We start from the raw sequence: 13,240 nt of genomic DNA on the forward strand, positions 1-13,240 counted from the left end.
GAGTGTCCGGGTGACCTCCTCCGCACAGCGCGCTCGCCGGCCCATCAAGGTGGCCGAGTTCGTCGACAACTACGGGCCCGGAAGCAACGGGCTGATGTTCGCGGTGCAGCAGCTTGAGGGGAATCTGCTCGACGCGGGCCACGAGGTCGTCGTCGTCGCCCCAGCGGCCAAGGGCCCCAACCCGCACTTCGGACGGACCGGCCGAACCGAGATCCGCCTGCCGTCGGTCAGGGTGCCGAAGATGCCGACGCGCGTCGCCAACGGCCGGCACTTCGAGCGCACGATCGATCGGGTCGCCGACATGGCCCCCGACGTGATCCACGTCCACGGCTTCGGGACCGTCGGCGCGCTGGGCGCCATGACCGCCCGCCGGCTCGGCATCCCGATGCTGCTGACCTGGCACACCGACTTCGACGCCTACGCCGACCACTACTCCGCCGTCCTGCCGCTGCTGACCGGCGTGCTGAGGGCCTTCACCGCCCTGTCGCGCGGCGAGCTCGTCGACTCGGACGACCTGAAGATGGCCGAGGTCCGCTACGAGGACCGCGGGCGGTCGACGGCGCTGCTGCTCGGCGTGTGCCAGAAGATGCTGGAGAGCGCCACCCTGGTGACCACACCGTCGCCCAAGACCGCGAAGCGGTGCCTGCAGATGGCCCCCGACATCACGGTCCGGGTCGTCCCGAACGGCGTCGACCCGCTGCCTTCCGGCCCCCCGCCGTTCCCGCATCCGGACGGCCCGATGGTGATCTACGCCGGCCGGATCGCGCCGGAGAAGGGCATCCCGCTGCTCGCCGATGCCTTCACGCTCGTGCACGCCCAGCGCCCCGACGCCCGCCTGTGCATCGTCGGCGACTGGGAGCGGTACACGCACATCAAGCGGATCCTGCAGGAGGGTCGCGCCGCGGGTCGCATCATCCTGCCGGGCGAGCAGAAGCGCGACGCGCTGGGCGCCTACTACTGCATGGCCGACATCTTCGCGTTCGCCAGCCAGACCGACACCCAGGCCCTCGTGCTGCACGAGGCCGCGCTGGCCGGGCTGCCGATCGTCTCCGTCGACCACGAGCTCGACCTGGTCGTCGAGCCGGGCGTCAACGGCGAGTTCACCCGCCCGACCCCAGCGTCGCTCGCCGCCGGCCTGCTGCGCGTGATGGACCGGCTGGAGGACGACGCCTGGCGCACCCGGGCAAAGACGCGCTCCGTCGAGCTGGCCAGCCAGTGGAGCATCGACTCCCAGGCCCACGCGATGCTCGACATCTACGAGGAGCTCGCCGGCGCCCTCGTCGACGCCTGACCCCGCCCGCCTCGTCCGCGACGCCTGGCCACTCGCCCGCGGCGTTCTCTCCCGGCCTCAGCCCACGCGCCTTTCTGTGCACAAGAGTGGCCAGAGCCGGAGCACTCGGATATAGGGCGCGTGCTCCGGCCCAGGCCACACTTGTGCCCGAACCGAGCCGTCACCTTCGCTGAACTCCAGCGTTCCGACGGGCTGAATCCCCGGTTCCCTGAGCCGATCCGGTTCCCTGAGCCGCTGCGGTTCCCTGAGCCGATCCGGATCCCTGAGCCTGTCGAAGGGCGTTGACGGAAGCGCGCCAGCGCTGACGAAACGTCGTGGGGCGGGGGCGTGCCCCTTCGTCGAGCTCAGGGCGCTTCGACAGGCCCGTGCTGAGTTTGTCGAAGTGCTCAGCGATCCGTGAACCCGTGCATAAGAGTGGCCAGAGCCGGAGCACTCGGATATACGGCGCGTGCTCCGGCTCTGGCCACAGTTGTGCGCAGTACCGGGCTGGCCCCCCTTCGCTGTGCTCAGGGCGCTTCGACAAGCTTGTGCTGAGCTTGTCGAAGTGCTCAACGACCCGACGGCCCGGCTCGCCGGAGGGGCCCTCAGAGGTCGGCGTTGGCGGTGTCGATCAGCTCGCGGACCTGTTCCAGCGTGACGGGCATGCCGGGGAAGGTGGCGACGCGGCCGATCGGGACCGAGGCCATCATCTCCGCCGCGCCGTCTCCGGCCTGGTCGAGCACCTCCAGGATCTGGCGGGCCATCGCACCCGCTACGGGGTGGTCGGCGAGCTCCCCGATGGTGGAGTCCAGGCTGATCGGCAAGGTCACCTGGTCACCCTCCAGCTCGACGACGACGCTTCCGCGCAGGTCGCGGCTGGAGGCACCGACCTCGAACGTGTAGGCGCCCGGCTCGACGATCCAGCGGTCGACGCGGACGTCCCAGTAGGCGAGGTCGCGGGCCTCGGCGCGGACGGTGACCGACGTCGACTGCCCCGGCGCCAGCTCGACCGACGCGAAGCCCGCGAGCGCGCGGGGCGGGCGCTGGACGGCGGACTCCGCGCGTCCGACGTAGACCTGGACGACCTCCCGTCCCGCGACGGTGCCGGTGTTGGTCAGCAGCACGGTCACGTCGACGTCGCCGTCGGCGGTCACGACGGCCGACGGCTCGGAGTAGGAGAACGTCGTGTAGCTCAGCCCGTGGCCGAACGGGTAGGCGACGGCCTGGCGCTTCGCGTCGTAGCCCCGATACCCGACGAGGATCCCCTCGCCGTAGCGGACGTGCCCGAACTCGCCGGGGAAGCTGCCGTAGCTCGGGTTGTCCTCCAGCCGCAGCGGGATGGTCTCGGCGAGCCGGCCCGACGGGTTGACCCGGCCGAACAGCACGTCGGCGGTGGCGGAGCCTCCGGCCTGGCCGAGCAGCCAACCCTCGAGAATCGCCGGGACGTCGTCGCGGAACGGCAGCGCCACGACGCCGCCGTTGGACAGCACGACGACGACATTGGGGTTCGCCGCGCGGACCGCGGCGAGGGTCTCGAGCTGGACGGCGGGCAGGTCGATGTGGGTACGGTCGTAGCCCTCGGACTCCTCCACCGCGGGGAGGCCCAGGAACACCACCGCAACCTCGGCGGCCGCCGCAGCGGCCACGGCCTCGGCGCACAGGGAGGCGGCGTCGCCGGTGTCGTCGAGGGTGAAGCCGGGCGCGAAGGTGACGTCGGCGTCGGCGGCCAGCGCGTCGAGCGCCGGGTCGAGGCGGGTCGGGTTGATGAGCGACGAGCCGGCCCCCTGGTAGCGCGGGGTCCGGGCGAACTCGCCGATCACCGCAACGCTGCTGCCCGCCCTCAGCGGCAGGAGGCCGCCGTCGTTCTTGAGCAGGACGACGGCGCGGGCGGCGGCCTCGCGGGCCAGCGCGTGGTGGGCGTCGACGTCGAGCGGGCCCGCCACGGGGCGCCGCCCGGCCTTGGCCACGAGGTCGAGGACGCGGGAGGCGGCGAGGTCGAGGGCGGCCTCCGACAGCCGCTGCTCACGCACCGCCGCGACGAGCTGGGCGTCGGTGCGGCCGCCGCTGGACGGCATCTCCAGGTCGAGACCGGCGGGAAGGCCGACGACGCGGTCGTTGACCGCACCCCAGTCGGAGACGACCAGACCCGCGAAGCCCCACTCGCCTCGCAGCACGTCGGTCAGCAGCCACGGGTCCTCCGAGGCGTAGACGCCGTTGATGCGGTTGTAGGAGCACATGACGGTCCACGGCTGCTCGCCGGAGACGACGCGCTCGAACGCGCGCAGGTACATCTCGCGCAGCGTCCGCGGGTCGACGTCGGAGCTGGCGCGCATCCGGTCGGTCTCCTGGTTGTTGGCCGCGAAGTGCTTGAGCGACGCGCCGACGCCCTTCGACTGGATGCCGCGGACGAGCGCGGAGCCCAGCACCCCGGCGACGAGCGGGTCCTCCGACAGGTACTCGAAGTTGCGGCCACACAGCGGGGAACGCTTGATGTTGATGCCGGGGCCGAGGATGACCGCCACGTCCTCGATCGCCGACTCGACGCCGAGCGCCTCGCCGACGCGCTCGGCCAGCGCCGCGTCCCAGGTAGAGGCCAGCGCGACGGCGGGCGGGAAGCAGGTGGCGGGCACGCTGCCCGCAAGGCCGAGGTGGTCCGTGGCGCCGGACTGCTTGCGCAGGCCGTGCGGGCCGTCGGTCATCATGATCGAGGCCACGCCCAGCCGGTCGACGGCCTTGGTGGTCCAGAAGTCTGCTCCGCTGGTGAGGGAGGCCTTCTCCTCCAGCGTCAGGTCGGTGATGTCGGTCACGGGGATCCTCTCGGACGGCGATGTCTGGAAAAACCTTACGACACTTGGTTTTCAAAAGGCAAGCGTCGTTCGGTTTAAGATGTGCACATGTCGACACAGCCGAGAGGTCCCTACGCGAAGGGCCTCGCCCGACGCGAGGAGATCCTTGTCAGTGCGCTCGACGTCGTCGCGCGCGCCGGGTTCCACGGGGCCTCCGTCAAGGAGATCGCCGACGAGGTCGGGCTGAGCCAGGCCGGGCTGCTGCACTACTTCACCTCCAAGGACGACCTCTTCGTCGAGGTGCTGCGCCGACGCGACGAGCGCGACAACCGGACGTTCGAGAACGCCGACGACCCCGTCGAGGCGCTCCTGGAGGTCGTCGAGCACAACGCGAGCGTCCCCGGCCTGGTGGAGCTGTTCTCACGGATGGCCGTCGCGGCCGCCGACCCCGAGCACCCCGCCCACGACTACTTCCTCGAGCGCGGCACCACCCTCCGCGCGAGCCTCGCCCAGGCCCTTGGCTCCCATTCGGCGTCGGCGGCAGGAACCTCCGAGGCGACCGTCGTACCCGACCCCGAGACGACCGCCCGACTCCTCCAGGCCGCCGCGGACGGGCTCCAGCTGCAGTTCCTGCAGGACCCCACCGTCGACATGGTCGCCCCGCTCCGGGCCCTCGTCGACACCCTGCGCCGCCGCCCCTGACCCGCTCACCCGACTCGGTCAGTCGGAGGTCGCGACGAGGCGACGGGCGGTGGTGTCGTCGGTGATCAGCACGTTGAGCCAGCCGCCGCGGAGCATGGCCCGGATGGCCTCGAACTTCTCCTCGCCGCCGGCCACGCCGAGGCGACGGGGGATCCGCAGGTACGTCTCCTGGTCGATGCTCACGGTCCGCTGGTCCAGGTCGGCGCCGACGCGCCTGCCCTCGCTGTCGACGAACTTCAGCACCACGTCACCCACGGCGCCCAGCGCCCGCAGCGACTCGACCTCATCCTCAGAGACGGAGTTACCCGAGTCACGCAGCAGGGGCGACGGTGACAGGCTGCCCACGCCGACCAGCGCGACGGTGACGTCACGCCACCGCTCGGCGGTGCGGACGAAGTTGGGGTCGGCCAGGAGCGCGTCGCGAGCCGCGGCGGTGGAGACGAGGCCAGGCACGTTCAGAAGATACGGTTCCGCCCCGGTCACCTCGCACAACCGCGACGCCAGCCGGGTGGCGTCCAGCTGGGCCTTGGCCCGGCCGACCCCACCGATCAGCTGAACCACGGCGGTGGCCAGCCGCGTACGACCGATGCTCATCGCGTCGACGGCGCGCAGCAGCGTCCGCGACCAGGAGGACAGCCCGACGACGTCCTCGCCGGTCAGCGTCGCCTCGATATACCGGCCTGCCACGCCGCCGAGCGCCGGCAGCATCTCCTCGCTGTTGAGGCTCCCGGTCCGCACGACGACGACGTCACGGAGGCCGTAGCGGTCGCGTACCTCGTCCTCCAGGTCCGGCTCGAGACCGGCCGGCGGAACAACGCTGACTCGGACGATGCCCTGGGCCGCGGCCTGCTTGAGCAGCCGCGACACGCGCGACTGGGACAGATGGAGCTGCTCGGCGATCGCCTGCTGCTTCATCCCCCGCTCGTGATAGAGCCGCGCGACCTTGACCATCAGCTCGGCCGTGTCGAGGCCCACCACCGGCGTGTAACCGTCCGACATTCTCACACCCCTTGTCGCCGCTCGGATCCAGGAGAAACCTACCCGCATCGTGCTGGACGGGTCGCCGCGCCCTCGCGCGACGACCCGTCGGGCACCATGCTCAGGCCTGTGCCCGTGCGATCCTGCGCGCCAGCCCGGAGATCCCCTCGGCGTTGATGCCGTGGTGGTCGAGCAGCCAGCCCGCCGCCCCGGTGTTCGCGAACTGGTCGTGGAACCCTGCCGACAGCACCCTGGTCGGCTGCTCGGCCGAGACGAGTTCCGCGACGGCCCCGCCGAGCCCGGTGACGAGCGCCTCCTCGACGGTGACGATTCCCCTGGTCTCCCTCGCCGCCGCGAGGACCGCCTCACGGTCGAGCGGCTTGACCGACGGCATCGAGATCACGCGAGCCGCGATGCCCTCCGCGGCGAGCACCTCGGCCGCGGCCAGCGCCCGCGCGACGGTGACCCCGGTGGCGATGAGCGCCACGTCGTCGCCGTCACGGAGCCGCACGGCCCGGCCGGGCGCGAAGGCGTAGCCCTCGGGCGTGACGGCCGGGACGCCCATCCGCGCGATGCGGATGTAGACCGGCCCCTCGTGAGCGGCTGCCCACCTGAGCGCCTGTTCGGTCTCCTGCGGGTCGCTCGGTGCGAGCACCACGAGGCCGGGCAGGGTCCGCATCCAGGCGAAGTCCTCGATGGAGTGGTGCGTCGGGCCGAGGTCGCCGTAGGAGACGCCGGGCGACTGCCCGATCAGCTTCACGTTGTACTGCGAGTACGCGACGTCGGCCTTGATCTGCTCCATGGCCCTGGCGGTCAGGAAGCACCCGGCGGCCGAGACGAACGGGATCTTCCCGCCGTTGGCCAGCCCCGCGGCCACCCCCACCATGTCCTGCTCGGCGATGCCGACGTTGACGGTACGGGCGGGGAACTCCTGCTGGAACGCGCCAAGCTTCGAGGATCCCACCGAGTCGTTGACGACGGCGACGACCCTCTCATCCTCCCTGGCCAGCTCCGCGAGGGTCTCGGCCCACGCGTCGCGGCAGTCGTACAGAGTCTCGGTCACTTCTCCTCCTCGGCCTCGATGGAGGCAAGAATCTCGTCGAGCTCCGTCAGCGCCTGCGCGACCTGCTCCGTGCTCGGCACCTTGTGGTGCCAGGCCACGTTGTCGCGCATGTAGCTGACGGGGAACCCCTTGTCGGTGTGGGCGATGATGAACGTCGGCTTCCCGGAGGCCGCCGGCGCACCCGTGAAGGCGTCGAGCAGCTGGCCGATGTCGTTGCCGTCGATCTCGACGACCTCCCACCCGAACGCGCGGACCTTGTCGGCGAGCGGTTCGAGGTCGTTGGTCTCGGCGACCTTCGCCCCCTGCTGCAGGCGGTTGCGGTCGACGAGCGCGACGAGGTTGCGCAGCTTCCGGTGCCCGCCGGTCATGAGGGCCTCCCAGTTGGAGCCCTCCTGCAGCTCGCCGTCGCCGAGCAGCACGAACGTGCGGCGCTCCGATCCATCGAGCTCGGCCGCGACGGCCATCCCGACGGCGATCGGCAGCCCGTGCCCGAGCGGCCCGGTGTTGGCCTCGACGGCGTGGATCTTGTTGCGCGCCGGATGCCCGTTGAGCATCGACTCGGGCTGCAGGAAGGTCCGAAGGGCCTCGGGCGAGATGAACCCGGCCGCGGCCAGCGTCGTGTAGAGGGCGTTGGCAGCATGTCCCTTGGACAGGACGAGGCGGTCGCGCTCGGGATCGCCGGCCTCGGCCTGCGCCGGAGACGTGTTCAGCACGGCCAGGTACAGCGTCGCCAGGGCGTCGATGATCGAGAACTCGCCACCGATGTGCCCGGCCCCAGCAGCGCCGACGGTCTGGATCGCCCGGCGCCGGATCTCGGTGGCGGCCCTCCGCAGCTGGAGCACGGCGGCCCCGCGGTCGCCGAGATCCACGCGCTCGAAGACGGGCAGTTCCCTGTCCGGGGCGGCGAGCAGCGTGGTGGTGACCTCGTGCACGAGACCGAAGTGGGGCCCGACGGTGGTCGCGGTCATCGTGCTCAGGCCTCCTTGCGCATGCAGGACAGCAGCACGTCCTGGACGATGCGCTGGGCGCCGATGGCGTCCTGGCGTGCCTGGGCGTCCTTGAGCGCCTCGTAGTCGAGCTCGTCGAGCGCGCGGTTGATCGCCTTGAGGAAGCGGATCGACGTGCGGGCCGTCTCGACGGTGTCCTCGCGGAAGGGGAACTGGTCGAGCTGCCACACGCCCTCCCAGCCGTTGATGCGCAGGGTGTAGAAGAACTCGAAGACCTCGGTGATGTGCACGGAGCCGACCATCAGGTCGTCGTCCCAGCCGCGGAGGTTGTCGTTGACGTCCATGCCCCACAGCAGTCCGTGGTCGATCAGCATCTGCGCCGCGTCGGCGGGCGACTCACCGCCGTACAGGGCGTGGCCGAAGTCGAGCAGGACGCCGATGTTGTCGAGGCCGATCTCCTTGATGCCGAGGATCGAGCGGGCTGCGGAGTCCCAGAGCATCTTCACACGGGGCTCGCGCGGCTTGTACTCGATGACGAACTTGAGGTCGGGGTGCGCGGAGGCGAGCTCTCGCATTCCGTCCTTGGCGAGCTGCCAGATGTCGTGGTGGTTGACCTGGAAGGGGTAGTCCCAGCCGTCCTGGCCGGGCCACACCTTGACGTACTTCGCTCCGAGCTGGCGGACGGCGTCGGCGGCCTGGTGCAGCAGCTCAAGGGCCTCGGCGCGGATGGCGGGGTCGGGGTTGGTGAACGCGCCGCGGGAGAACTGGCGCAGATAGATGTCGGGGGTGACGCCGATGGCCTTGAGGCCGGCCTTGTCCAGCGCCTCCTTCACGTCGTCGATGGTCGCGCCGTGCGAGAAGGGGAAGTTCAGGTCGACGTAGCTGAGGTCACCGACCTCGCCTGCCAGGCGGATCTGCTCCAGCGTCGAGACGGGCTCTGCGTAGCCGTCGGTCGCGTAGCGGTCGACGTAGCTCGCGAAGTTCCAGAGGCCGGCGCCAAACTGAGGTGTGGACATGGTGGGTCAACTCCGTTTCGGTGTTGTGGTTGGGTGACGTGGGGGCGACGGGGCCGCCGCCCCCACGTCGGGTTGTGGTCAGTCTTCGAGGGCGAAGGTGGTGTACTTGTCGGCGTTGCTGGCGTCGATCAGGTAGCAGTCGACGGACTGCTTCTCTTCCTGGCCGGTGTCACCGGTGCGGATGAAGGCGTCAGCCTGCTCGACGGCCATCTCGGAGATCTTCACGGCGGGCTGCAGGCCGGTGGCGAGCATCTTGCCCTCCTTGATGGCGGCGACGGCGTCGGGGCTGCCGTCGAAGCCGGCGACGATGACGTCGCCGGTCAGACCGGCTGCGTCGACCGCGGCCACAGCACCGAGCGCCATGGTGTCGTTGCCGGCGATGATGCCCTTGACGTCAGGGTTGGCCTGCAGCAGCGTCGAGACCTTGGTGAAGGCCTCCTGCTGGTCCCAGTTGGCGGTCTCCTGGGCGACCATCTTCATGTCGGCGTACTGGTCGATGACGGCGTGGTAGGCATCCGAGCGGACGGCCGCGTTGGTGTCGGTCTCACGGCCGAGCAGCTCGATGAAGTCGCCCTTGCCCTCCATCGCCTCCACGAAGGCCTCGCCGACCAGGCCGGCCCCCTGGGAGTTGTTGGCGACGATCTGGGCCGCGGCGACGCCGGTCTCGTTGATCTCGCGGTCGATCAGGAAGACCGGGATGCCGGCGTCCTTGGCCTTCTGCACGGCGCCCACGGTCACGTCGGCTCCGGCGTTGTCGAGGATGATCGCGACGGCCTTGCTGGAGATGGCGGCGTCGATCAGCTCGGACTGCTTGTTCGGATCGTCGTCGTGCGAGTCGGCCTGGGCGGTGTAGCCCAGCTTCTCCGCGGCGGCGACGGCCGCGTCGGCCTCCGCCTTGAAGAACACGTTGGAGTGCGCCGGCGTGATGACGGAGATCAGGCCGCCGGCCTCGGCGGGGGCCGCCGCGCTCGACGAGGTTGCGGCCGACGAGGTCTCGGCGGCGGTGGTGGACGTGGTCGAGCTCGAGGCGCCACAGGCGCTCAGGAACAGGGCGGTGGTTGCGGAGAGGACAACAGCGCCCTTGCTGAGGATGCTTCGCATCGGTTTCACTTCCTTGCTGGTGGTGGGTGGTGATGAGTGGGTGGACGGTGGGACTGTCAGGCGGTCGCGGCGGAGGCTTCGCGCTCCGCTGCTTCGCGCTTGACGCTCTGGGCTGCCTGGGCGGCGGCCCGAGAGGACTTGAGTCGCTCCTGGCTCTGGTCGAGGATCACGGCCAGGACGATGACCAGGCCCTTGATCACGGTCTGCCAGAAGCTGGAGACGCCGACGAGGACAAGCCCGTCGGAGAGGAAGCCGATCACGAACGCGCCGATCAGGGCGCCCTTGACCGTGCCGCGACCGCCGGCGAGCGATGCGCCGCCGATGACGACGGCGGCGATGGCGTTCATCTCGAACGCGGTGCCCGTCTGCGGCGCGGCGGACGTCAGCTCCGAGGCGATGATCAGGCCGGCCATGGCGGCGCAGATGCCGGAGATGATGTAGACGCGCATCTTGACGCTCTTCACCGGGACGCCGGACAGCTCGGCGGCCCGCTCGTTGCCGCCGGTGGCGTACAGCCAGCGGCCGAACGGCGTGATGCGGGTCAGGACCCAGACCAGCACCGCGGCGATGACCATGATCCAGATGGCCGTGGGGATGCCCAGCGGGCGCCCGACCCCGAGGAAGCTGAAGCCCGTGTTGCCGAGCTCGGCCTCGCCCTGCAGGCGGGGGAACGTGGAGCCGTTGGAGATCAGCAGCGCCGCGCCGCGGGCGATGTACATCGTGCCGAGGGTGGCGATGAAGGGCGCGACCTTGAATCGGGTGATGAGCAGGCCGTTCAACGCCCCGACCAGCGCGCCGACCGCCAGCGCGATGACGATCACGACCCACACGGCGGGGTACGCGGTGACGTCGAACAGGCTGAGTTCCCAGCCCTGCAGCAGGACGCCGGCGACGATGCCGGACAGGCCGACGACGGAGCCGACGGACAGGTCGATGCCGCCCGTCACGATCACGAGCAGCACGCCGAGTGCGAGGATCGCGTTGTAGGCGACGTGCCTGGTCATGGTGACGAGGTTGTCGGCCGTGAGGAAGTGGTCCGAGAGGAGGGAGAACACGATCATCAGGACGATCAGCGCCACGAAGGCCCGCTGATCGAGGAGGAACTCCCCGAACGACCGGTTCTTGAACAGTGGGCGGCGGACGGCTGGGGCTTCGGCGGTGGTGGATGTCATGACTCAGTCCTCGGTGGTGGTCGTACCGGTGTCGGCGAGCGCCATGAGCTGCTCGCGGGTGGCGTGGCGCGGGTCGAGATCGGCGACGATCTCCCCGCGGTTCATCACGAGCACCCGGTCGCAGGCGAAGAGCGCCTCGCTGACCTCGGAGGTGGCGAAAAGGACGGCGCGTCCCTCCTTGGAGAACTGCGCCATGAGGGTGAAGATGTCGGCCTTGGCGCCGACGTCGATGCCGCGGGACGGCTCGTCGAGCAGCACGACGCGCGGCTCAGTCATGAGTGCCTTGGCGATGACGACCTTCTGCTGGTTGCCGCCGGACAGCGAGCCGATGGCGGCGTCGAGGCTGGCCATCTTGAGGCGCACCTGGCGGCCGGTCTCCTCCGAGGTGCGTCGCTCGTCACCGGCTGAGACGAAGCCGCCCTTGATGAAGCGCAGCACCGAGGCGAGCGCCATGTTCATGCCGATGGACAGCGACTGGACGAGCCCGTCCCGCTGCCGGTCCTCCGGCACGAGCACGATGCCGTCGGCGATGCGCTCCGACACCTGCAGGTGGCCGACGTCCCGGCCGGCGAGGCTGACGGTTCCGCCGAGCACCTTGTTACGTCCGGCGAGGGCCTCGAGCAGCTCGGTACGACCGGCGCCCATCAGCCCGAAGATGCCGACGATCTCGCGCTCGTGCACGTCGAGGCTGACCCGCCTGACCGCGAGCCGGCCGTGGGTGTCAGGGTCGGCGACGACGAGGTCGCGCACCTCGAGGAGGACATCGCCGGGGTCGTGCGTGAGGTCGGCGAACAGGTCGGACTCCTCGCGGCCCACCATCTGCGTGACGATCCACTGCATGTCCACGTCGGCCATGGCCGCCCTCGCGACGACTGCGCCGTCGCGGAGGATCACGGCCTGGTCGGCGATCTCGAGGCACTCGTCGAGGTGGTGGGAGATGTAGATGATGGCGACGCCGCGGCGGGTCAGGTCCTCGATGACCTTGAACAGCACCTGCACCTCGGAGTGGGACAGCGCGCTGGTGGGCTCGTCCATGATGAGGACGCGGGCCTCCTCGTTCAGCGCGCGGGCGATCTCGACGAGCTGCTGCTGCCCGAGTCGGAGGTCTCCGGCGAGCGTGTCGGGATCGATCTCCTCCTCCAGCCGTGCCAGCACCTCGGCGGCCACGGACTGCTGCCTCCCGTAGTCCACGGCGAGTCCCGCCGCGCGGCGCTCCTCGCGGCCGAGGAAGATGTTGTCCGAGATGGACAGGTTCGGGCAGAGGTTGAGCTCCTGGTGGATGATCGCGACGCCGTTGTCGAGCGCCTCGGTCGGGCTCGAGAACGTCACCGGCTCGCCGTCGAGGAGGATGGTGCCGGAGCTCGGCCGCTCGACGCCGGCCAGGATCTTCATCAGTGTGGACTTGCCCGCGCCGTTCTCGCCGATCAGTGCGGTCACCTCGCCGGCCCGGACCTCGAAGTCGACGCCGCGCAGCGCGTGCGTGCCGCCGTAGGCCTTGGTGACGGCCTCCGCCCGGAGCAGGACGGTCTCCTGTGCGGCGTGGGTCATGATCCGGTCTCGATCTGCACGGGCACGATGGTCGCGTGCGTGACCTCGCCGCCCGTCTTCGACGACCAGGTCAGGGCCCCGGTGACCGTGACCTGCTGGCCGAGCATCTGGGTGAGGTCGAGGTCCGCGAAGACGGTCTCCGCCGCACGCTTGTTCAGCTCGATGGCCACGTTCTGGTACTCGGTCTGGTTGGTGAAGGACCCGAAGCCGAGATCGGTGCCGGCGTCGCGGATCGCGGTGGAGGAGCCGAGCGGCGGAATGGCGATGCCTGCGGTGATGCCCTCGGGCAGCCCGTCGACCTCGAGGCCGACCTCACCGAACGACCCCTCGGCGAGGGTGCCGGTCGCGGTCACTGAGAAACTGAACGGCTTGTCGGCGTCCTCCCGACGACCGAACTCCTCGCCCGTCGCCTCGGGGTCGTCGACCATGCCGTTCGCGATGTCGGCGAGGGGCTGCGCGGCGTCCTGGATCGTGGGCACGACGACGGACTCGTAGTTCAGGTCGGCGTACTCGACCGCCGTGTCGGCCGCCTGCGCCTGGCTGCCGGCCTTCACGAACGTCGTGTTGACGAACATGAGGACCAGCAGCACGACGATCAGCACGGGCCAGACGACGATGCCTCGTCTCCACAGTGGTCTGGCGACTCTGCCTGCCATC

11 protein-coding genes are annotated in these 13,240 nt (G+C 70.2%); 2 read left to right on the forward strand and 9 right to left on the reverse strand.

What is annotated here, in order from left to right:
* The first annotated feature begins 10 nt into the window (after window positions 1-10).
* Window positions 11-1,291 carry a glycosyltransferase gene (locus KDB89_RS12840; RefSeq protein WP_219081658.1) on the forward strand — a complete coding sequence of 427 codons (1,281 nt, stop codon included), beginning with the start codon at window positions 11-13 and terminating at the stop codon, window positions 1,289-1,291.
* Between the two features lie 584 nt (window positions 1,292-1,875).
* Here KDB89_RS12840 and KDB89_RS12845 read toward each other — a convergent pair.
* Window positions 1,876-4,077 (reverse strand): glycoside hydrolase family 3 C-terminal domain-containing protein, encoded by a 2,202-nt coding sequence (locus KDB89_RS12845; protein ID WP_255555945.1) that lies wholly within the window; start codon window positions 4,075-4,077, stop codon window positions 1,876-1,878.
* Window positions 4,078-4,164: 87 nt separating this feature from the next.
* Here KDB89_RS12845 and KDB89_RS12850 point away from each other — a divergent pair, with 87 nt between their 5' ends.
* Window positions 4,165-4,758, forward strand: coding sequence for a TetR/AcrR family transcriptional regulator (locus KDB89_RS12850; protein WP_219081660.1), 594 nt, complete (start codon window positions 4,165-4,167; stop codon window positions 4,756-4,758).
* Between the two features lie 18 nt (window positions 4,759-4,776).
* Here KDB89_RS12850 and KDB89_RS12855 read toward each other — a convergent pair whose 3' ends face one another.
* From KDB89_RS12855 to KDB89_RS12890, 8 genes are all read right to left on the reverse strand, one after another.
* The gene (locus KDB89_RS12855; RefSeq protein WP_219081662.1) at window positions 4,777-5,757 is read right to left on the reverse strand and encodes a sugar-binding transcriptional regulator; all 981 of its coding nucleotides are present in this window, start codon (window positions 5,755-5,757) and stop codon (window positions 4,777-4,779) included.
* Window positions 5,758-5,857: 100 nt separating this feature from the next.
* A complete protein-coding gene (locus KDB89_RS12860) occupies window positions 5,858-6,799 on the reverse strand; it encodes a transketolase family protein (RefSeq protein ID WP_219081664.1) in 942 nt (313 codons plus the stop codon).
* Complete coding sequence (locus KDB89_RS12865; RefSeq protein WP_219081666.1) at window positions 6,796-7,767, reverse strand: transketolase; 972 nt, start codon at window positions 7,765-7,767, stop codon at window positions 6,796-6,798. The genes KDB89_RS12860 and KDB89_RS12865 overlap by 4 nt, the downstream gene beginning before the upstream one ends.
* A 5-nt stretch (window positions 7,768-7,772) precedes the next feature.
* A complete protein-coding gene (locus KDB89_RS12870; RefSeq protein WP_219081668.1) occupies window positions 7,773-8,762 on the reverse strand; it encodes a sugar phosphate isomerase/epimerase family protein in 990 nt (329 codons plus the stop codon).
* Between the two features lie 78 nt (window positions 8,763-8,840).
* Window positions 8,841-9,863 carry a D-ribose ABC transporter substrate-binding protein gene (locus tag KDB89_RS12875; RefSeq protein ID WP_219081670.1) on the reverse strand — a complete coding sequence of 341 codons (1,023 nt, stop codon included), beginning with the start codon at window positions 9,861-9,863 and terminating at the stop codon, window positions 8,841-8,843.
* Window positions 9,864-9,919: 56 nt separating this feature from the next.
* Complete coding sequence (locus KDB89_RS12880) at window positions 9,920-11,035, reverse strand: ABC transporter permease (RefSeq protein ID WP_219081672.1); 1,116 nt, start codon at window positions 11,033-11,035, stop codon at window positions 9,920-9,922.
* A gap of 3 nt (window positions 11,036-11,038) precedes the next feature.
* On the reverse strand, window positions 11,039-12,583 hold the full coding sequence (locus KDB89_RS12885; protein ID WP_219081674.1) for a sugar ABC transporter ATP-binding protein: 1,545 nt from the start codon (window positions 12,581-12,583) through the stop codon (window positions 11,039-11,041).
* On the reverse strand, window positions 12,580-13,239 hold the full coding sequence (locus KDB89_RS12890; RefSeq protein ID WP_219081676.1) for a DUF2291 family protein: 660 nt from the start codon (window positions 13,237-13,239) through the stop codon (window positions 12,580-12,582). Before KDB89_RS12890 ends, KDB89_RS12885 begins: the two co-directional genes overlap by 4 nt.
* Between the last annotated feature and the right edge of the window lies 1 nt (window position 13,240).

It is taken from the genome of Tessaracoccus palaemonis (assembly GCF_019316905.1).
GTDB classification, from domain to species: Bacteria; Actinomycetota; Actinomycetes; order Propionibacteriales; family Propionibacteriaceae; genus Arachnia; species Arachnia palaemonis.